This is a genomic window from Anaerospora sp. (assembly GCF_032013335.1).
GTDB lineage: Bacteria > Bacillota > Negativicutes > Sporomusales > DSM-15969 > Anaerospora.
On sequence record NZ_DALZUO010000025.1, the window covers coordinates 19248 to 39036 of the forward strand.

A 19789-nucleotide genomic window follows, 5' to 3' on the forward strand; every position below is an offset into this window, starting at 1 on the left:
GAAATATCAAGCCGGTGGTGTATGAGAACAAATAGTAAAATACGGGAGGGTATGAGTATGCAAGCCGTTAGTAACAGAAACCTTGCCGATCAGGCAATGGATAAGGCCCAAAGAAAGCTAGTACCGTTTATTTTGCTCATGTATGTCCTCGCATTTTTAGATCGTGCCAATATTGGTTTTGCCAAGCAGGCACTGCAATTAGATACAGGGCTTTCCGATACTGCCTTTGCACTGGGAGCAGGAATATTTTTTCTGGGATATGCCGCATTTGAAGTACCCAGCAATATTATTATGCACTATGTGGGGGCCAGAGTGTGGCTGGCGCGAATTATGATCAGCTGGGGGATCATTGCAGCTGGTTTTGCCTATGCAACTACCGAAACTTCTTTCCTGGTTTTACGAGTCTTGCTAGGGATTGCGGAAGCAGGCTTCTTTCCCGGTATTATTTATTATTTAACCTTTTGGTTTAGTGCGAGGAGACGCAGTTCTGTTATGGGTCTGTTTTATTTTGGCGCGCCGCTGTCTTTTATTTTAGGATCTCCGTTATCGGGTTTATTGCTGGATATGGACGGTATGCTGGGATTTCATGGTTGGCAGTGGATGTTTGCAGTTGAAGGAATTTTAGCATCAATCGTAGGTATTTGGGCATTGCGCTATCTTGTTGACAGGCCGCAGCAGGCTGAATGGATTCCGGCAGATGAAAAAAGGGCTCTTATTGCCGAGTTAGAAGAAGAAAACGCTAGTAAGAAGAAAGAGCATGCCAGCGCTCTTAGCGTTCTCGGCAACTCCAAGGTTTGGTATCTTTGTGCCATTTACTTTATGATACAAATTAGTGTATATGGTGTAACCTTCTATCTGCCAACACAGGTTGCCGGTTTCCTGGGGAAAAAAGTTGGATTTATGGTGGGGCTGGTCAGCGCAATTCCCTGGATATGTGCTTTATTGGCTAATGCTACTATTCCTAGATACTCGGACCGTTCAGGCAAGCGCGGTATTTTGGCAGCACTTCTTATGACCTGTGCGGGTATAGGCGTCTATGGTTCAGCAACCAATTATCCGGTCGTCGGGGTTCTGGCACTTTGTATAGCTTCAGCCGGCTATTTTTCCTGTCAGCCAATATTTTGGACGATGCCTACCCGGTTTCTAAGCGGTGTGGGGGCAGCCAGTGCCATTGCGCTTATTAACTCAATTGGCAATTTAGGCGGTTTTATTGCACCCAATCTACGTGTATGGGCCGAGCAGACCTTTCATAGCTCTGCGGCAGGCCTATATGCTCTAGGTTCAGCTTCTTTTATTTGCGCACTGCTCTTTTTATTATCAATTCCCTTAGGTATTGGTAGTAATACCGGCAAAGCTGGCGAAACAATATTGCCGGTAGACAGGCAAGGGCCATCGGCTTAACTATATTCGGATGCGCAATATGAGAAGATACTGTAATAAATAGACAGAATATTAAGATATGTAAAAGGGGTACGTCATGTTTTGCAGAATATGGTAATTAAATTAGGATACAAAGCATATTTATTTTACTGAACACAGTTCTTGTATATGAACTTAAAACTCGGGAGGGAATGATGTGTTTAAGCCGCAGGGTATTTACGCAGCAATGCTGACCCCTTTTACAGACGATGGAAATGTTAATGATCAGGTTGTCCGGCAAATGGTAGACTTTTTGGCTGGCAAGGGATTGGATGGTTTATTTCCAGTCAGCTCGGTAGGTGAATTTGTTCATTTATCACTTGAACAGTCCTTAGAATTAATGGACATTGTTGTCCATCAGGCAGCCGGAAGGCTCGCAGTGACGCCGGGAGTCAGCTCCAGTTGTGTTAAGAATTCTATCAGGCTTGCCCAAAGAGCAAAGGAACTTGGCTGTGAAGCTGTAGTCCTATGTCCTCCTTACTACTATTCGCTGGATCAGGATACCTTACTGAAGCATTTTGAAACGGTTATCGACAGTGTGGATATACCGGTCATTCTGTATAATATTCCTCTCTTTACTACTCCAATTTCTGCAGAGGTTGTGGTAAAGCTGGCCAGCAAGGCTAACGTGGTGGGGTTAAAAGACTCAAGCGGCAGTATGGTTGAACTCATGCATCACATGGACCGGATCAGACAAGCGGGGTCAAGTATGAGCCTGCTGACCGGCAGGGAAGACATGCTGGCTCCAGCACTGGCGGTAGGGATACAGGGCTGCATGACGGCATGTGCCGGCATCGTTCCAGAAGTGCTGACTGGAATATGGAACGCCTTTTACGCAGGTGAATGGGAGAAAGCAAAGCGTTTACAATTTGCGTTGCTGCCTGTGATCCGGGCTATGTTCTCGGTACCCTTTCCTGCTGGCTTTAAGGCGGCAATGAGTTGCCGGGGATTTTCTATGGGACCTTTGCTGCAGCCACTGTCAACGGCCGAAGAGGCACGTTTGGCAACTGTAAAAGCAAGTCTTCAAACAGCGATTGATGAGCTGCTCAGGCTTGTTGAACGGGAAGAGCAGATAACTAGTGAGTGGAGGGGCCGGTATGGGACAGAACAAGGCAGTCGTAATGCACCCAGCTGACAATGTTGCCACAGCAGTTGTGGATTTAACGGCCGGGTCTGAGGTGTGCTTGATTCTCAATGGAGAAGAGAAGGCCGTTCTCTTGAAAGATAACATTCCCTTTGGACATAAATTTGCACTGAACAACATTGCGCTGGCTGCTCGGGTAATGAAATACGGTGAGTCTATCGGTGCAGCCAGTAGGGGTATTGAGGAAGGCGAACATGTTCACATCCATAATATGGTTGGCCTGCGAGGCCGCGGTGATCTCAAAATGTAAAAAACAGAAGGTAAGCTGGAGGTGAAAGATGTGGAGTTCATGGGCTACCGCCGGCCGGACGGTACGGCAGGAATAAGAAATCATGTGCTTGTTATGCCCACTGTTGTCTGTGCCAATCAGGTAGCGCGGGCAATTTCCCAGAATGTTAAAGGAACAACCTGGTTTGAGCATCAGCATGGCTGTTCGCAGCTGGCACCTGACGCGGCACAGACAGCACGAGCGCTGATTGGTCACGGTGCACATCCGAATGTTTATGGAGTGATTGTGGTGGGACTGGGCTGCGAGGTGGTAAGAGCACAAGGGGTAGCTGCTGAAATAAAAAAGCGCTGTCCCTATAAGCAGGTAGAGGTCGTAATCATTCAGGAGGAAGGCGGTTCCTACAAAGCGATCCAGAGTGGCGCTGCAGCTGCTCATCATATGGTGCTGGCAGCATCTATGCTTAGGCGTGAGCCTCTTGCAGCAAGTCAACTCATTCTAGGTACCGAGTGCGGCGGTTCTGATGCCTGCTCCGGAATTGCTGCAAATCCTTCGCTTGGCGCTGCCAGCGACCTCCTGATTGATCTTGGAGGAACGGCTATTCTCGCAGAGACACCTGAATTAATTGGTGCTGAGCACATTATTGCCGACAGGGCCATCAATGAAGCGGTACGGCAAAAGTGTTATGAAACGATCAAGACTTTTGAGGATTCAGCGATTGCCATGGGTGTTGATATGAGAGGCGGTAATCCCACTCCTGGAAATATTGAGGGAGGCCTCTCGTCAATCGAAGAAAAGTCACTGGGCTGTGTCTATAAAGGCGGATCAAGGCCTCTACAGGATGTAATTGACTGGGCTGAACCCATAACAAAAAAGGGTCTGGTCTATATGAATACTCCCGGAAATGACATTGAGCAACTCACCGGTATGGTGGCAGGCGGCTGCCAAATTGCTGTTTTTACCACAGGCAGGGGAACGCCCACCGGTTCGCCGATTGCACCAACTGTTAAAATTGCCAGCAATACGGCCATGTTTTACAAGCTGCAGGACAATATGGATATGAATGCCGGAACGGTGGTTACCGGTGATGAGACAATTGAGCAAGTAGGGCAGCGCATTTTATCCGAAGTGCTTGCAGTAGCATCAGGGAAGCTCACGAAAGCAGAGATATTAGGACATAACGATTTCGGTATATGGCGCATCGGTCCAACTATGTAGTCGAAGCGATCTGCTGTGAACATGCAGGCGGGAGGTTATTATGCTTAAAGACAAATTGCAAAATGGAGATTGTTTATTTGGTCCTTTCCTTAACTTATGTCATCCGGCGGTTATGGAAATTGCTGGGATTGCCGGCTTTGACTTTGCAATAATTGATACGGAACATGGGGAAATATCAGCTGACAGAGCAGTTGATATGATAAGAGCAGCTAAGCTGGCGGGAATCAGTCCGGTTGTCAGGGTGTACGGCAATCAGCCTGAGCTTATTTCCAAAGCACTTGATATTGGTGCTGAAGCGGTTCAGATTCCCCAGATAAGCAGCAGAAGTGAGGCACAGGCGGCTGTTTATGCGGCAAAGTTTTCGCCGGAGGGCTGCCGCGGAGCTAATCGCTATGTACGGGCAGCCCGGTATTCCGCTGCCGACAAAGCAGCCTATTTTGCGAAAGCGAACCAGGAGACAGCCGTCATTATTCAGGTTGAGGGCAAAGCCGGGATGGATAATTTAGCTGAGATTATTACTGTACCGGGAATTGATGTGCTTTTTATCGGTCCTTATGACTTATCAGCTTCACTGGGCATTCCCGGGCAGGTGGAGCATCCCCTGATTATGGCAGCAATGAATAAGACGATGGATCTGGCACAGAAGGCAGGAGTTGCTATTGGTTTTTTTGTTGATGATGCACGTAGTGCGGTGAAATGGAAGAAAGCCGGTGTGCAGTATCTATCGTTTGCTGCTGATGTTGGGCTTTTGTATGATGCCTTCCGACAGAATGTCGGCATTTTCCGGGAAGAGTAGATATTTATTGTAGTGGAGAGGAGAAAAACGATGGCAATTATCCAGAGTTTATTGCAAGGCATTCCTTTGCCACGTATGGTTAAAGTCAGGCAGAAATTTGATGCTCCTGCCGATGATAACGTAGAGCAGACTCTACGCAATGAAATTGCCAAAGAGGCAGTTGCCAAAAAAATTCAGCCAGGCATGCGCATTGCCGTTGCCGTCGGCAGCCGGGGGCTGGCTGATTTGCCGGTTCTTGTACGGGTGACGGTAGAAGAACTAAAAAAGCGTGGTGCCCATCCGTTTATTGTACCTGCAATGGGCAGTCACGGAGGAGCAACTGCTGCCGGACAGCAAGAAGTACTGGCGAACTTAGGAATCACTGAGAAAACAGCCGGTTGCTCCATTATTTCTTCTATGGAGGTTATTGAGGTAGGCCGATTAGCAAATGGGCTGGCAGTATTGATTGACAAGCAAGCACATGAGGCCGATGGCATTGTTGTTATTGCCCGCATTAAACCGCATACTGCCTTTCGGGGAGCTTCAGAAAGCGGTTTAGCAAAAATGCTGACAATTGGGCTTGGCAAACAAAAGGGAGCTGACTCATGCCATGCCTACAGCTTTAAATATATGGCTAAATTTGTTGTTGATATGGCAAAAATTAAGCTTGAACAATGCAAGTTCCTTTTTGGCGTTGCTACAGTGGAAAATGCATATGACCAGATTCGCATCGTTGAAGCTGTTCCAGCAGAAGATTTTATCAAGCGGGATCAGGAGCTTCTCCCCCTTGCCCGGATATCGATGGCTAAGCTTATTCTTAATCCGATAGATGTGCTGATTGTTGACAAAATAGGAAAAGACATTTCCGGTGACGGTATGGACCCGAATATTACCGGACGCTATCCAACTCCTTATGCCCGAGGCGGACCTGAAATCAGTAAGCTGGTGGTTTTGGATCTGACTGAGCGCACGCATGGCAATGCAAACGGGATGGGACCGGCCGATTTTACTACGCGTAAGCTTTTTAACAAAATTGACTACGAGAGTACATATGCTAATGCTCTTACTTCCACTGTTTGCGAGCCTATCCGTATTCCAATGATTTTAGAATCAGATCAGCAGGCTATTGCAGCTGCGATTAAAACCTGTAATGCCCGGGAACTGAGCAAGGTGCGGGTTGTTCGTATCAAAAATACGCTGCAGCTTGGTGAGATATATATTTCTGAAGCGATGCTTTCCGAGGCTGAGCAGCATGAGCAGCTTAAAGTTTGCAGTGAACCGCAGCTTATGAAGTTTGACGAAAGCGGTAATTTAGTAAGCTGATGAAAAAAAGAAGGTGGGTATTCAGCATGATGATGAATCAGCGTTTCCGTGATGTACGCAATCTGTGGCTCCAGTCTGATGCCCTGCGGCTGGGGATGAATTGGTCCGAGGAAGATACCAATAAAATGCACATTCTTGTTGATGATGTTCAGGGAGACAGTCATCCAGGGAGTTTTCATCTGGATGTACTGAACGAAGAAGCTTGCATCGGTGTTTATGAGGCTGGCGGCAAACCAGCTAAGTTTCATGTAACCGATATTTGTGACGGCTGGGCTCAGGGGCATGACGGCATGAATTATATATTACCCTCCCGTGAGGCTATTGCTGACATGGTAGAAATTCACGCATCGGTTGTTCCCTGGGATGGAATGATTTTATTGTCAGGCTGTGATAAATCGGCACCCGCTCATCTGATGGCTGCTGCCCGGATGAATATGCCGGCTATCCATATTCCCAGCGGCTCTATGCGTTCGGGTCCAGATATTTCCACTTCCGGATTAGCCGGGCCGATTACGGCAAGAGCGAAGAAAGGGCTGGCAGCAGAAAAAGAAATAAGAGATTATCAATTAACTGGCTGTCCCTCCTGTGGAGCATGTCAATTCATGGGTACAGCAAGTACGATGCAATGTATGGCCGAAGCGCTTGGCATGTCCCTGCCGGGAACTGCCGTCATGCCGGCAACTTTCATGGACATCCGGCGGATGGCCAGGGCGGCAGGAAAAGCGGTTATTAATCTGGCCAAAAACGGAATTACTACCGATAAGATTCTTACTCCGCAAGCTTTTGAGAACGCTATTAAAGTCCATGCCGCTATTGGCGGCAGCACTAATGCCCTTCTGCATCTTCCAGCTATTGCTCATGAACTGAATATTGAACTCGATCCGAAAAAATTCGACCAAATTGGGCAAAAAATAAAATATTTGACCAACATACAACCAAGTGGGAAATACGTAACCGAATTGTTTTGGTTTGCCGGCGGAATACCGATGATTCAATGGCTGCTTAAAGAGCAGCTGGATCTGACCGTTATGACGGTTACAGGCAGAGCATTGGGTGATAATCTCGAAAGAATGTGGCAGGACGGATTCTTTGACCGGGGGAAAAACCATCTTAAAACGTACAGTATTTTACCGCAAGAGATTATCAAGGAGCCGGAGCAGTCTGGTAAATACGGTTCGATTGCTATCCTATACGGCAATATCGCTCCTGAAGGAGCAGTGGTAAAATACTCGGCTATCATTGAAACTATGCATAAGCATACCGGGGCGGCAGCTGTCTTCGATAGTGAGGAAGCAGCTCAGAAGGCTATTATTGAGGGGGAAATTGAAGCGGGCGCTGTAGTGGTTATTCGTTATGAGGGGCCGAAGGGCTCTGGTATGCCGGAAATGTTTATGACAACAGATGCAATTGTTTATGATGAAAAACTCAATGGTACAGTTGCGCTGATCACCGATGGCCGTTTCTCCGGTGCCAGCCGCGGCCCCTGTATCGGTCATATTTCACCAGAGGCAGTGGAAGGAGGTCCTATTGCCCTGCTGGAAAATGGGGATTTGATCGAAATTGATATACCAGGCAGGGGCCTTAATATTACTGGTGTTAAGGGGACTCTCCTGCCTGCAGCTGAAGTGAATGAAATAATGGAGGAGCGCCGCTCGGCATGGCAGCTGCCTGAACAAAAAGTGAAGCGTGGCATTCTGGGGAGGTATACAAGAAATGCCGTATCGGCTATGGCTGGAGCATACATGAAATAAGGGGGGCGGAAGAAATGGGAAAGCAATTTATGCTGGGCAATGAAGCAATCGCCCGGGGAGCTTTTGAAGCAGGGGTCAAGGTGGTTGCCGGATATCCCGGTACGCCTGCAACGGAGATTGTGGACCATTGTGCAGCCTATCCCGGAGTATATGCCGAATGGTCAACAAATGAAAAGCACGCTTTTGAGGTAGCTGCCGGTGCGTCGCTGACCAACCAGCGTTCCCTTGCTGTGATGAAACACAACGGTACCAATGCGGCAGCCGACTTTCTTATGCATATTAATTTTACCGGTATAAAAGCCGGGATGGTGTTAGTCTCTGCCGATGATCCCGGAGGCTTGTCGTCTCAATGTGAAGAAGATACGCGTATCTTAATTCATAATTACGCCCATTTGCCAGTTTTTGATCCTGCTACTATCCAGGAGGCCTACGAAATGACGAAAGCGGCTTTTGCGTTATCAGAGCAGACAGAAGTTCTCTTTGCGTTGCGTCCTGTTATGCGCATTAATCATGCTGGCGGCATGATCGAATATGGTGAAAAAAGTGGGATAGAGCGCAAAGCAGAATTTGTACCTGACCGCAGTCGTTTTGTCATGTCGGCAGTGGTGGAAAAAGAATATGGCGGTGAATTGCGTCCTAAAATGCGTCATCGCTGGTTAAATAATAAGCAAGTTGAATTAAAGAAAATAATGGAAGCATCTCCTTTTAACTGGGCTGAAGAAGGGGAGGGTGAAATCGGCTTTATTGCCTGCGGTATTGGGTATGCTTTTTTAAAAGAAGCTGAACAAATTTATGGCAAAAAGCTACCGATTCTCAAATTGTCAACGCTGCCTCTGCCAGAGCAAAAGGTGCTGCAATTTGTAAAACAGGTTAAGCGAATAGTGGTACTGGAGGAAATTGAACCGGTTGTCGAAAGATTGATTAAACAATTGTGTTTTGGTAACAAAGTTATGCTTGAGATTTTGGGCAGAGAGGAGTATCTGCCGGCTGAAGGGGAATTATCAGTCAATCTTGTGCTTAATGCCATTGAAAGTTCAATAGCCGGGCGGCCTTTCCCGGAGCCTGTCCAGGGTAATTATATTCCGGCGCGAACTCGTACTCAGTGCCCGGGCTGCAGTCACCGGGGATTATTAGCAGCTCTCAAAGAAGTGGTGCGGAAAAACGGCGGCGTCGTGACAGGAGACATCGGCTGCCATGATGCCGGTACTTTTGAACCAATGAAGCTTCAGGCTACCATTTATTGTATGGGTTCTTCCATTCCCATGGCTTATGGCATCAAAGCTGCAGGCTTTGACAAGCCTGTTTATGCACTTATCGGTGATTCAACATTTTTCCATAATGGTTTAACCGGTCTAGCCAGTGCTATCGCTAACGGGGCAGATATGACGGTTGTTATTGCTTATAATTCGACGACAGCGATGACTGGCTTTCAGCCCCATCCCGGAAGTGGAAGGAGTCTGACTCTAGATCATGGTAATGCGATTGATCCAGGAACAGTAGCGTCAGCTATGGGGGCTAAGGTATACCGCTGTAATCCTTATCAGGTGGAAGAGACGGCTAAAGTGCTGGCTGAAGCTGCTAGGGAAAAGGACGTAAAAGTTGTTATTGCCGAAGCCTTGTGTTATCTAAAGTTTGGGCGAGAAGGAAAAATATCGTATGTTTCCCGGGAGATTCATGTAAATCAGGATATATGTAATGGCTGCAGTCTGTGTGTTCGTACTTTTGGCTGCCCTGCGCTTACGATCAGCGACGGAAAGGCTCTTATTGATCAAAGCAGCTGCAATGGCTGCGGCGTCTGCAGCTGGGTATGCAAGAGGGGGGCGATTGAATGAAGCTGGATTTAGTAATTGCCGGTGTGGGTGGACAGGGAAATATTCTTGCATCCCAAACCCTTGCGAAGTGTGCAATGGATGAAGGCTTTACTGTAGTAAATACCGAAACGAAAGGTGCTGCACAGCGGGGAGGGTCGGTGCTTTCTCATCTGCGCATCAGCAGTGATCGGCAAATCTATTCACCGCTGGTACCTAAAGGCCAGGCTGACGTTCTGCTGGGATTTGAGCCGCTTGAAGCAATGCGTTATATCAATTTGCTAAGCAGGCAGGGAAAATATATCATTAATACAGCTCCCGTGCCCACCATTCTTGCTAAGCTTAATATAGACCGCTATCCCACACAGGAGGAAATGATAAATACCATCGGTCTACTGGATGGTAAAGGTTATTTCATTGATGCTACGCAGGCGGCAAGTGAGCTTGGCGATGTATTACTTACTAATGTTGTGATGCTTGGCGCTTTTACGGAGATCAATGCTTTGCTTAAGCCTGAAACAGTGCTGAGTAAACTGTTATCTCAAATCAAGGAAAGCTATCATACTGACGATGTGAAAGCCTTCAACAGAGGTCGTGAACTGATTCAAGTACTGCAAGCAAAATAAGCAACAAAAAAGACCGGGTATCCCGGTTTTTTTGTTGTGCCGTAAGTTGATTTGAATTTAGTAGTCCGTATATGTTATTATAAGCGGACGGAAAACTATAAATAGCAGCAATTCTTATCTGGTTACAATGGTCGATGTTATGGTAAAGGTGTGAAAAAGTACAAGATATGAATGTGAAAAAAATAAGAGATTTAACCCTGGTAGATATCGGGTTGGGGAGAACGATGGTGATTGCCTGTGACAGCTGCGGAGGTGTGGGGATGAAAGCACATGATGTACTGCAGGCTTCACCCTTCATTACCGGGAAATATACGGCAAGAGTAGCTCTCCTGGAAGTGCTATGCACAGGTGCGGAAGTGATATGCCTGACTAGTACAATTTGTAACGAAATGAATGTGACCGGTAAAGATATGATTGAAGGTATTAAAGAAGAGCTTAAGACGGCTGGAATCAGTAATGTGGTGCTGACCGGCAGTACGGAAGAAAATTTCCCTACAGAGGTAACCGCACTGGGGATTACTGCAGTCGGCATTATTGAAAATGAACAGCTAAAAGTTAACAATATAAAAAACCAAGCCTTATTAGTAGTTCTGGGGCAGCCGAAGGTTGGCCGGGAGGTCCTAGAAAGCAAGCCCCAAGATCGTATTAACTACAATCTAATCAAGCGGTTGCTTAAGGAAAGCGAAGTATATGAGATTATCCCGGTCGGTTCCAGAGGAATCGGCTATGAGATGCAGGAATTAGCAAGAAATAATCACATGAAACTTACGATTAATCCAGCTGCAAAATTAGATATTGCTAAATCGGGAGGACCTAGCACTTCTGTTATTGCAGCGATTGGCAAAGAGTACTTTCATCAGATGAATGTTGATGTCAATATGGAAGTAGTAGGTGAAGTTTGTCGGGAATAATTGAACTGATTATAAGTCGGCAGTTCGTATAATATGATAATTCACGTTTCCGGTAATTTTCCAATCATCAAATTGATAATATCTAGGGTTGACGATTCTCAATTTTAGCTTGTGAGTGTCACCTGGTTGTAAATAGACGGGAATGTTCTCCCAATTTCCCTGATTGGCAAACCACCAATCAGTATTTTTTTGTTTAAAATAAATATTTAGTGTCAGCAGGTTAACCCTGTCAATTACTACTGTTCCATCATTTTCTAAATAACCTTGAATAATCAAAGCATTTGTCTCATCATAGTCTAATGCTTGTGTATACCAGGACAAATGCGGTGCGGCAAGTACGGTAGCTGTTGTCGCAGCCATACAGATGAAAATAATGATCAGCCCCATGCAGAGCTTTGGTCTCATTTTAGTTAAAACCTCCCCCAAATACATCTGGAGTATTCTATTACTCTACCTGAAGAGAGGTTACTTTAGTCCCTTCTAAATTTACGCGGCATATGATAAAATGGACCGATAGAGTCACTGGTGACCATAGTAAAGGGAGAGTATGAAATGACAACCTGGAACATAGTAGAATTTACTGGCGTAATTGCCTTCGCAGTATCGGGAGCGCTGACCGGGATACAAAAGCGGCTGGATATTTTCGGCGTATTGGTATTGGCTGTGACGACAGCTGTAGGCGGCGGGATATTGCGTGATGTGATTATCGGCAATACGCCGCCGCTTACCTTTCGTGACCCAACTTTCTTTATGATCAGTGCAGTTGCAACAGTTGGCGTGTGTTTTAGCTATCGTTGGTTAGAAAAATACAAAAATATGATTCAGGTATTTGATGCAATCGGCTTGGGGGCCTTTACTGCCACCAGTGCTAATTTAGCGATACAGCATAATTTCAATACCTTGTTTATTGTAACAACGGTTGCTGTTATTACAGGTATTGGCGGAAGTATTATGCGCGATGTGTTTGTTAAGGAAATTCCATATGTTTTTCGTCAGGAAGTATATGCGATAGCAACAATTGTCGGTGCAATAAGCTTTTATTATTCACAGTTTTATCTTACCGGGACTGCACAAATGTATCTCTGTTTTTGTATAACGACAGGCCTGCGGCTCTGCTGCATGAAGTACCAATGGAATTTTCCGGTTATTGGAATTAACTCAAATAACCAGGCTGCTAAAGAGTAATAGACTGATACGATGTTGAAATTACTTGACAAAAGCTGATTTTACTATTATTATAGACAAAAGTGATGAAAACTTAATATTTGTGTCCATATGAAGTACACGGAAACTCGTATAACTTACAGTTGATGTAATGTTTTTTGCGACAACCGTAAACGGATGGAACTCTGGAGAGCCCCTGTTTAGCAGGGCGCCGAAGGTGCAAGTCGGTAGGTATACTTACCGATGAAACTCTCAGGCAAAAGGACAGAGCACGTTTGTTTCACTGCATTTTTTTGCAGGGATACTTATTTGTTGTTCTTCAGAGTCAAATCTTATGATTTGACTCTTTTTATTTTTTGCATGCAGAGAATGGTCTTCCTTCGGTGAAGTCTTCGGAAAACGGCTCAAAGAGAATCTACAGAAAAAGGGAGAGTTTGTAATGAGTAAAAGGAACTTCAGACTGAGTGCGTTAATTGTGGCGGTGCTGCTGCTGACCGGTATTGCGTCCGGATGTGGCGGATTGGCTTCAAATGATATTAAAATTGGTCTTTTAAACGAAATGACCGGCGCTAATGCCACGATGGGGACCTCGGCAGCAAATGGCGCAAAAATGGCAATCAAAGAAGCAAATGCTAAAGGTGGGGTTCTGGGCAAACAAATCCAGGCAGTGATTGGTGACAATAAAAGTGAGCCCTCTGAGTCGGCTAATGCGATGACAAAGCTTACCGCCCAGGACCGAGTTGCTGCAGTAACTGGTGTTTTCGCTAGTTCCAATGCTATTGCTGCTTCCAGCGTAGCCGAAGGCAGTAAAGTCCCTTTTCTGGCCGTGGGTGCAACTAATCCAAAAGTAACGGTGGATGACAAAACAGGCAAAGTGAAAGAGTATACTTTTCGTGTATGCTTTATTGATCCATTTCAGGGAACAGTGGGGGCTAATTTTGTTCTCAATACATTAAACCTCAAAAAAGCTGCTATTTTGGTTGATAATAGCAGTGATTACAGCAAAGGACTGCTTGCTTTCTTTAAAGAAGCTTTTGTTAAAGGGGGCGGGTCAATCGTCACTGAAGAAGCTTACTTACAAAAAGATCAGGATTTTAAAGCGATTTTAACAAAAGTAAAAGCTGCCAATCCGGATGTGCTTTATGTTCCCGGGTACTATGAGGAAGTAGGCAAGATTGTCAAGCAAACTCGCGAGCTTGGGATTACCGTGCCGGTAGTTGGTGGTGATGGCTGGGATTCTCCTAAGCTGGCGGAAGTTGCCGGTGCTGCCGCTTTAAACAATACCTATTTCACCAATCATTATTCTGTTGATGATACCAGTCCGGTTTCGCAGGCATTCGTCGAGGCCTACAAGAAAGAATACGGACAGGCGCCGGATGCGATGGCTGTTCTGGGGTATGATGCTGCGAATGTGCTGATTGATGCTATTAAACGAGCTAATAGTGCAGAACCAGGTAAAATCCGGGAAGCATTGGCTCAGACTAAAGACTATCCTGCCATTACAGGTGCAACTACTTTAAACACGACTCATGATGCAGTAAAGAGTGCTGTTATAATTGAGATGAAAGAAGGAAAACAAGTATTTAAGGCAACTGTAAAACCGTAGCAATAAATGATACCGGTCTAGATCGGATAACTAAAACACCCGGGAAAGAGCTTTAAGCTGTTTTCCGGGTGTTTTAGTTATCCAAGCTGTCTACCTAAAGGAGGTGATAAAAGAGTCAAACAGAACACGTGTATCGTACTGATACTGATGCATGGGAACAACTTCTTTGCTCAAGTTAAGAAGAGAATATACTGCAATTTGTGCAGAACGGACAGAGTACTCTACTGTGAATACCACATCATCCGGTATTTCTGCAAATTGTCCGAGAAAGGCGAGATTTGTTGACCCTGGTGGCACTACAAGGGGCCGGTCACCTTTTGCTCGAGGCATAAACTGGCTGGTAATGAAAGGCATCAGGCAAGGAAGGCAATTGGAGGTTTTAAGAATGAACGGAAGCTCGTCGGTAAAGCGAAGATGAGAGCATAGTTCAGTCAATATTTCTTCACCAGTACATTCGGACATCTTTTTCGGTACAAAGTTTCCTTGTTTGTCTGGAAAGAGACCATAGCCCCAGAAGACATTAATATTCTCCGGCTGATTAATGAAATGTGGTTGATAGGCCAAGACAATAGACATAAACCAATTAGAATCTCTAAAAGTTACAAGAGCTCCAGTTCCGGCAGTATTTCCCGAAAGCTTTTCCATTAAGTCAAAAAATATCGGATCCTTACAAGTAACAGTAAAGGACTCCCACAACGATTTTTCAATATGATCGACAAAAGGGGCGGGATTACCTAAATCAGGGTGTTTTTTTACAATTGATTCCCATAGTTTGAAGGAGGCACCCTTTGAACCTAAGCGGGGAGCGGTGGTCATTGAGCCAATCGTATAGCCTTCGGTCATTGAACCATTAGTGACAAAGACCAGATCATTAGCTTGCAATTGTATTTTTTGCTGTGTGCCGTTAGCTGTATAGTGGATACATTCTACGGTTTTTTCAGCAGCTGCCGGTTTAAAATCAAGGTCAGTTACCCGGCAATTCATTGAGAAGACAACACCTTGCTCCTTTAACCATTTTATCAGGGGTAAAATAATGGAGTCGTATTGATTGTAGGGAGTGCGGGTTACACCCTCTAATGTTTGAATACGGGGGAATTCATGCATGAAGCGAAGCATATAGCGTTTCAATTCAACAGCGCTGTGCCAAGGCTGGAAGGCAAAGGTAGTAGCCCACATGTACCAGAAGTTCGTTTTAAAAAATGATGGCGAAAAAAACTGTTCAATCGTTATTGTTCCCAAGGCTTCTTCTGGCGTAACGGTAAGCTTCAACATGTCAATCCGGTCTTTATTGCTGAAACCCATAGAAGATACATCGATGATCTTTCCGTCCCCGTCGATTAGTCGTGCTTTTGCATGAGTGCGGACATTCCTATCAAACTCAATAATTTCATCACGGACTGACTTTTGAGGATTGCTGATGGAAGGAATGAATTTCAACAGTTCCCAGGTGCATTCATAGGCTTCGTCATTAAGCATCCTGCCGCCACGAATCATATAGCCCTTTTCCGGTGACCCCGTACCGTCGCAGCTTCCACCGGTTATATTCATTTCCTCAAAAATTGTTATGTTTTTGCCTGGAATATGGGCGTCCCTGATCAAATATACTGCAGCGGCCAGAGAACCAACGCCAGCTCCGACAAAATAGGCTTTACAAGTTTCTGTTTGTCCCATGGAAAAATCCTCCTGTTCTAAAACGTATCATTATTATGAGCTGACAATAAAGCGTGTATACAATTTAATAAATTAACTTACCGGCTTGTAGTCGTTTATCCTTTGCTTTTTGGTATGTTTCTTGCATTTGATTAAGTTGTTGATGGTTGAAGAAGTAATGCTGATTGAGATAAATACAAAAAGGCGGAGATAAACATGGAAGCAAAAGAATTAATTGAATGTATTGAAAAGTTCTTGGAAGTAAAGGCGAAGGAGCTAGAGGAAGGCAGGCAATTAGAAATACTGAAAGGTATGCTGCAGACGATAAAAACAAGTGCAGCAAGGCCTTTATGTGAGAACTGTCTATATCATGAACGTGCTTTCTGCAGTAAATTAAAGAGAGATACATTTGCTCTTTCCTGTGCGCAATGGGAAGAGAATTCAATGGGGCTGGATATTATTGCTTATTAGTATTTTTTCAGAAAAAGCAGGATTTATGAAAGCAACAACGAAGTTTGCTTTAACGAATTTATATAAGGTGTCAGGAAACTGACATAAGCAAAGATGCTTGTAACATCCCCCGGCTTTATGGATGATACGGGCATTTTTTTTATCTATTTTAATTTTTTGTTTCTGTCTGCGGCGACAAAGGAGGAAGAGCATGAATAAAACAGCTGCCCTGCCGATAACTCAGCTGGAGCAATACTTGCAAACAGGCCAGTTTGATAAGGTGATAGAACTTTTTAGACAGATGGATACAGCGTATCAATTGCAGCAAGCCAGGTTAGAGACCTTACTGGATACAGTAAATGAAGCAATCTGCATGATTGATGAAAAAGACAAAGTGCTCGTTTGGAATAAGCAGGCTGAAGCCCTATATGGTATTAAGGCGCAGGACATTATACAACAGCCCATTGACCACTTTTTTTCGAATTTAAAAATCAGCACGGCAATGAAACAGCATCAGCAAATTATAGAAGAATATCATACTCCTTGTCCGGAAACGCATGTTTTAATTAACACAAGGCCTATTATACTGAATGGCACGGCGGTTGGCGGTATTTCGGCTGAAAGGGATATTACCGATCTAGTACAGTTAAATCAAAAGTTATCACAAACAAACCGTGAAGTGCAGTCTTTGAAAAAGACGATTCATACCATTCATTCGCAGAATGACCCATTTTCGGCTATCTATGGCCGTGGTAAAGCAATTGGTGCTGCCGTCAGTATGGCTAAGCGCGTTTCGGTAACAAATGTTCCCGTTTTACTGCGAGGAGAAAGCGGGACAGGCAAAGAACTGTTTGCCCGGGCTATTCACGAGGCCAGCCAGGTGGCTGGGGCATTTATTGCGATTAACTGCGGTGCTATTCCTGCAAATCTGTTTGAAAGTGAATTGTTCGGCTATCAGCCTGGTGCTTTCACAGGTGCTGACCGTAAAGGGAAAGAGGGTCTGCTGGAAAAAGCCAACGGTGGGACTCTCTTGCTTGATGAGGTAGGCGATATGCCCCGCGAAATGCAGGTAAAACTGCTGAGGACATTACAGGAAAAATGTTTATACCGGGTAGGTGGCAATAAACCGATTCCTGTTGATTTTAGAGTCATTGCTGCGACACACCGGAATTTGGAAGATATGATTCGAACCGGTGAATTTCGGGAAGATTTGTATTACCGGCTGAATGTTGTATCTATAGCCCTGCCGCCTTTACGGGACCGCCTGGATGATCTGCCTGAACTCCTGCGTCGAGGTTTACAGTATTACAGTGCTCTTTACAACAAAAATATTAGTAAAGTTGATCCGTCGGTTATGGCTGCGCTTGTGCAGTATCAGTGGCCAGGCAATATCAGGGAACTTCTGAATGCCTTAGAGAGACTGGTTATACTGACGGATGGCGATACGCTGGGAATTGAAGATTTGCCTCAGGCCTTGTTTTCAGCAGAAGGGTTAAAATCGCCAGAAATTAGCCAGGTTGCTGATCGTTTGCCGGTAGCTACTGCTGAGCTGGAAAGAGAAATTATTACTCGAGTGCTGGAAGAGCAGAGTTATAATAAAGCGCTGGCTGCTCAAAAATTGGGCATTCCCCGCAGTACGCTTTACTACAAAATGCAAAAACTGGGCATAGTGTCAACAAACTGACAGTTGCGTCAGAAAACTGACGAATAATCAGGAAAAAATCTCTAAAAACGAAAAAGAGAAATCAGCAGGCCACATCATGCGATCGTGATGTGGCCTTAGCTTTGCTTAAAAAGCGGGTTACTAACTGCCCCGAGCAAAAAAAACAGAGGATTGATTTTGAGTTGGCACGGTAATTGCATTAAAGTAGGCTGAGGTGTTTAACTTGAGAATTGTCAATCATCCAATTCTAGAATTTCCCCAGCAAGAAATGGTTTCATTTACTTACAATGGTACCCCTGTGCAAGGGATTGCAGGAGAATCTATTGCCGCAGCACTTCATGCTGCAGGGATAAAAATGCTGCGCCATAGCTCCCGGCATCATCGGCCACGGGGTCTCTTCTGTGCGATTGGCAACTGCTCGTCCTGTCTGATGACAGTCAATGGCGTGCCTAATGTGCGCGTATGTGTCGAACCTCTTCAAGCCGGTATGGCTGTACAAGTACAGCAGGGAAAGGGGACGATAGTATGATTAAGACCGATGTGTTGGTAATCGGGGGCGGTCCTGCCGGTTTGATGGCGGCTACCAGTGCTGCCGGTTCCGGAGCGGAAGTGCTGCTTGTCGAACGCTCAGAACGTCTTGGCGGGCAGCTGATTAAACAGACTCATAAGTTTTTTGGCTCCCGGGAAGAGTACGCCGGTGAAAGAGGCATTGATATTGCCGCTAGATTGATTAAAGAAACCGAAGCGCAAGCTGCAATCACCACGTGGAAAAATGCTACGGTTGCTGGTATATATCCTGATGGAGTGGTGGTTATTGCTTGTAAAGATTCGTTTTATACCGTTCTGCCCCAAAAGATAATTGTTGCCACCGGGGCAGCTGAAAAAACGATGCTTTTTCCCAATAATGACTTACCAGGAATTTATGGAGCCGGTGCTCTTCAAACGCTGATGAATGTCTATGGAATTATGCCGGGAAAGCGTATTTTAATGGTTGGTGCCGGTAATATCGGTGTCATTGTTGCTTATCAGCTTTTGCAAGCAGGCGTTGAGGTGGCTGGAGTAGTCGAGGCTGCACCCCAGGTGGGTGGTTATGCAGTGCATGCTGCAAAGTTAGCCCGCTATGGAGTGCCTATTTATACATCACATACTATCAAGGCTGCTCATGGAGAAGAGTGTCTCACAGGAGTGACAATTGCCAGACTGGATGAATGCTGGCAGCCTATTGTGGGAACAGATCGATATATCGCTGTTGATGGTCTTTGTCTGGCGGTAGGGCTTACTCCGCTAACTGAGCTATGCTGGCAGGCTGGATGTGAGATGCGCTATGTTGCCGAATTGGGCGGATATGTACCATTGCGGGATGCCAATATGAGAACAACTAAGTCTGGTCTGTTTTTGGCAGGTGATGTGGCTGGAGTAGAAGAAGCGTCAGCTGCAATGGTAGCGGGTAAAATTGCAGGATTGTCCGTAGCGGAAGAATTAGGGTGCTTAGGCGTTATGAATGAATTAGAAAAGGCGAAAAAACAGCTTGCCGCATTGCGAGCTGGTCCGGCTAGTGCCAAAATTCGGGCGGGAATAAATCAAATTGTGATTGGGGAGGCCGGCTAAATGCAAACTATTCCTAGTGTGGAGCGATTGCAGAAAGGGCCAGTAGCCATATGCGAATGTCTGCAGTCGATACCCTGTAATCCTTGTGCCGATGCCTGTCCGCGCCGGGCGATAACCGTGCGCGAAATCAATGATTGTCCTGTTATTGATGAAGATAACTGTAATGGCTGCGGATTGTGTATGACTCATTGTCCTGGCTTAGCAATATTTGTTGTCGATTATACCTATAGTCAGGATCAGTCCATAGTGAGAATTCCATATGAGTTCTTTCCCCTGCCTCAGGTTGGAGTCAGTATCAGTGCTTTAAACCGCAGGGGAGAGTGTGTAGGTATGGCTCAAGTAATACGTGTGCAAAAATCACCAAATAAGACGAATGTACTTTGGCTGGCCGTGCCGGACGAACTGGTTATGGAAGTACGGGCCATTCGCCTGCAGGAGGAGCAATAA

At 45.5% G+C, this 19789-nt stretch carries 19 protein-coding genes and 1 riboswitch; of the genes, 17 read left to right on the forward strand and 2 right to left on the reverse strand.

All coding sequences use genetic code 11. The features are described 5' to 3' along the window. Positions 1–57 precede the first annotated feature (57 nt). The 10 genes from RTR76_RS16720 to RTR76_RS16765 all read left to right on the forward strand — a co-directional run bounded on the left by RTR76_RS16720 (position 58) and on the right by RTR76_RS16765 (position 11201). Positions 58–1401, forward strand: coding sequence for an MFS transporter (locus RTR76_RS16720; RefSeq protein ID WP_312522830.1), 1344 nt, complete (start codon positions 58–60; stop codon positions 1399–1401). 175 nt (positions 1402–1576) lie between these two features. Further along, a complete protein-coding gene (locus tag RTR76_RS16725) occupies positions 1577–2554 on the forward strand; it encodes a dihydrodipicolinate synthase family protein (RefSeq protein WP_312522833.1) in 978 nt (325 codons plus the stop codon). Further along, the gene (locus RTR76_RS16730; RefSeq protein WP_312522835.1) at positions 2517–2813 is read left to right on the forward strand and encodes a UxaA family hydrolase; all 297 of its coding nucleotides are present in this window, start codon (positions 2517–2519) and stop codon (positions 2811–2813) included. The genes RTR76_RS16725 and RTR76_RS16730 overlap by 38 nt, the downstream gene beginning before the upstream one ends. A gap of 39 nt (positions 2814–2852) precedes the next feature. Next, positions 2853–4007 carry a UxaA family hydrolase gene (locus tag RTR76_RS16735; RefSeq protein WP_312522928.1) on the forward strand — a complete coding sequence of 385 codons (1155 nt, stop codon included), beginning with the start codon at positions 2853–2855 and terminating at the stop codon, positions 4005–4007. Positions 4008–4047: 40 nt separating this feature from the next. Further along, positions 4048–4803, forward strand: coding sequence for an aldolase/citrate lyase family protein (locus RTR76_RS16740; RefSeq protein WP_312522837.1), 756 nt, complete (start codon positions 4048–4050; stop codon positions 4801–4803). Between the two features lie 30 nt (positions 4804–4833). Beyond that, positions 4834–6105, forward strand: coding sequence for a lactate racemase domain-containing protein (locus RTR76_RS16745; protein ID WP_312522839.1), 1272 nt, complete (start codon positions 4834–4836; stop codon positions 6103–6105). Positions 6106–6131: 26 nt separating this feature from the next. Beyond that, a complete protein-coding gene (gene ilvD, locus RTR76_RS16750; RefSeq protein ID WP_312522841.1) occupies positions 6132–7856 on the forward strand; it encodes a dihydroxy-acid dehydratase in 1725 nt (574 codons plus the stop codon). A gap of 14 nt (positions 7857–7870) precedes the next feature. After that, positions 7871–9688: a thiamine pyrophosphate-dependent enzyme gene (locus RTR76_RS16755; RefSeq protein ID WP_312522843.1), complete on the forward strand. Its 1818-nt coding sequence runs from the start codon at positions 7871–7873 to the stop codon at positions 9686–9688. Continuing rightward, positions 9685–10290: an indolepyruvate oxidoreductase subunit beta gene (locus tag RTR76_RS16760; protein WP_312522848.1), complete on the forward strand. Its 606-nt coding sequence runs from the start codon at positions 9685–9687 to the stop codon at positions 10288–10290. Before RTR76_RS16755 ends, RTR76_RS16760 begins: the two co-directional genes overlap by 4 nt. A gap of 167 nt (positions 10291–10457) precedes the next feature. Next, on the forward strand, positions 10458–11201 hold the full coding sequence (locus RTR76_RS16765; protein ID WP_312522851.1) for an AIR synthase related protein: 744 nt from the start codon (positions 10458–10460) through the stop codon (positions 11199–11201). A 9-nt stretch (positions 11202–11210) separates the two neighbouring features. On the opposite strand, the gene RTR76_RS16770 is transcribed toward RTR76_RS16765, so the two are convergent. Next, the gene (locus RTR76_RS16770; protein WP_312522853.1) at positions 11211–11606 is read right to left on the reverse strand and encodes a hypothetical protein; all 396 of its coding nucleotides are present in this window, start codon (positions 11604–11606) and stop codon (positions 11211–11213) included. Between the two features lie 147 nt (positions 11607–11753). On the opposite strand from RTR76_RS16770, the gene RTR76_RS16775 reads away from it, so the two are divergent. Next, on the forward strand, positions 11754–12386 hold the full coding sequence (locus RTR76_RS16775; RefSeq protein WP_312522855.1) for a trimeric intracellular cation channel family protein: 633 nt from the start codon (positions 11754–11756) through the stop codon (positions 12384–12386). A 154-nt stretch (positions 12387–12540) separates the two neighbouring features. Continuing rightward, positions 12541–12643, forward strand: a riboswitch (glycine riboswitch). Positions 12644–12804: 161 nt separating this feature from the next. Then, the gene (locus tag RTR76_RS16780) at positions 12805–13971 is read left to right on the forward strand and encodes an ABC transporter substrate-binding protein (RefSeq protein WP_312522859.1); all 1167 of its coding nucleotides are present in this window, start codon (positions 12805–12807) and stop codon (positions 13969–13971) included. Positions 13972–14061: 90 nt separating this feature from the next. Here RTR76_RS16780 and RTR76_RS16785 read toward each other — a convergent pair whose 3' ends face one another. Beyond that, a complete protein-coding gene (locus tag RTR76_RS16785; RefSeq protein WP_312522860.1) occupies positions 14062–15642 on the reverse strand; it encodes an oleate hydratase in 1581 nt (526 codons plus the stop codon). A gap of 195 nt (positions 15643–15837) precedes the next feature. On the opposite strand from RTR76_RS16785, the gene RTR76_RS16790 reads away from it, so the two are divergent. The 5 genes from RTR76_RS16790 (at position 15838) to RTR76_RS16810 (ending at position 19789) form a co-directional block, all read left to right on the forward strand. Further along, positions 15838–16092, forward strand: a complete 255-nt coding sequence (locus tag RTR76_RS16790; RefSeq protein WP_312522861.1) for a hypothetical protein — start codon at positions 15838–15840, stop codon at positions 16090–16092. A gap of 190 nt (positions 16093–16282) precedes the next feature. Then, on the forward strand, positions 16283–17755 hold the full coding sequence (locus RTR76_RS16795; RefSeq protein ID WP_312522864.1) for a sigma 54-interacting transcriptional regulator: 1473 nt from the start codon (positions 16283–16285) through the stop codon (positions 17753–17755). Between the two features lie 193 nt (positions 17756–17948). After that, positions 17949–18263, forward strand: a complete 315-nt coding sequence (locus RTR76_RS16800) for a (2Fe-2S)-binding protein (RefSeq protein ID WP_312522865.1) — start codon at positions 17949–17951, stop codon at positions 18261–18263. Continuing rightward, positions 18260–19342: an FAD-dependent oxidoreductase gene (locus tag RTR76_RS16805; RefSeq protein WP_312522866.1), complete on the forward strand. Its 1083-nt coding sequence runs from the start codon at positions 18260–18262 to the stop codon at positions 19340–19342. The genes RTR76_RS16800 and RTR76_RS16805 overlap by 4 nt, the downstream gene beginning before the upstream one ends. Continuing rightward, positions 19343–19789 carry a 4Fe-4S binding protein gene (locus tag RTR76_RS16810; protein ID WP_312522868.1) on the forward strand — a complete coding sequence of 149 codons (447 nt, stop codon included), beginning with the start codon at positions 19343–19345 and terminating at the stop codon, positions 19787–19789.

Bases quoted from the DNA above. Each gene is read 5' to 3' on its own strand.
- RTR76_RS16720 (WP_312522830.1), top strand. From the start codon at position 58: ATGCAAGCCGTTAGTAACAGAAACCTTGCCGATCAGGCAATGGATAAG.
- RTR76_RS16730 (WP_312522835.1), top strand. From the start codon at position 2,517: ATGGGACAGAACAAGGCAGTCGTAATGCACCCAGCTGACAATGTTGCC.
- RTR76_RS16735 (WP_312522928.1), top strand. From the start codon at position 2,853: ATGGGCTACCGCCGGCCGGACGGTACGGCAGGAATAAGAAATCATGTG.
- RTR76_RS16740 (WP_312522837.1), top strand. From the start codon at position 4,048: ATGCTTAAAGACAAATTGCAAAATGGAGATTGTTTATTTGGTCCTTTC.
- RTR76_RS16745 (WP_312522839.1), top strand. From the start codon at position 4,834: ATGGCAATTATCCAGAGTTTATTGCAAGGCATTCCTTTGCCACGTATG.
- ilvD (WP_312522841.1), top strand. From the start codon at position 6,132: ATGATGATGAATCAGCGTTTCCGTGATGTACGCAATCTGTGGCTCCAG.
- RTR76_RS16755 (WP_312522843.1), top strand. From the start codon at position 7,871: ATGGGAAAGCAATTTATGCTGGGCAATGAAGCAATCGCCCGGGGAGCT.
- RTR76_RS16760 (WP_312522848.1), top strand. From the start codon at position 9,685: ATGAAGCTGGATTTAGTAATTGCCGGTGTGGGTGGACAGGGAAATATT.
- RTR76_RS16765 (WP_312522851.1), top strand. From the start codon at position 10,458: ATGAATGTGAAAAAAATAAGAGATTTAACCCTGGTAGATATCGGGTTG.
- RTR76_RS16770 (WP_312522853.1), bottom strand. From the start codon at position 11,606: ATGAGACCAAAGCTCTGCATGGGGCTGATCATTATTTTCATCTGTATG.
- RTR76_RS16775 (WP_312522855.1), top strand. From the start codon at position 11,754: ATGACAACCTGGAACATAGTAGAATTTACTGGCGTAATTGCCTTCGCA.
- RTR76_RS16780 (WP_312522859.1), top strand. From the start codon at position 12,805: ATGAGTAAAAGGAACTTCAGACTGAGTGCGTTAATTGTGGCGGTGCTG.
- RTR76_RS16785 (WP_312522860.1), bottom strand. From the start codon at position 15,642: ATGGGACAAACAGAAACTTGTAAAGCCTATTTTGTCGGAGCTGGCGTT.
- RTR76_RS16790 (WP_312522861.1), top strand. From the start codon at position 15,838: ATGGAAGCAAAAGAATTAATTGAATGTATTGAAAAGTTCTTGGAAGTA.
- RTR76_RS16795 (WP_312522864.1), top strand. From the start codon at position 16,283: ATGAATAAAACAGCTGCCCTGCCGATAACTCAGCTGGAGCAATACTTG.
- RTR76_RS16805 (WP_312522866.1), top strand. From the start codon at position 18,260: ATGATTAAGACCGATGTGTTGGTAATCGGGGGCGGTCCTGCCGGTTTG.
- RTR76_RS16810 (WP_312522868.1), top strand. From the start codon at position 19,343: ATGCAAACTATTCCTAGTGTGGAGCGATTGCAGAAAGGGCCAGTAGCC.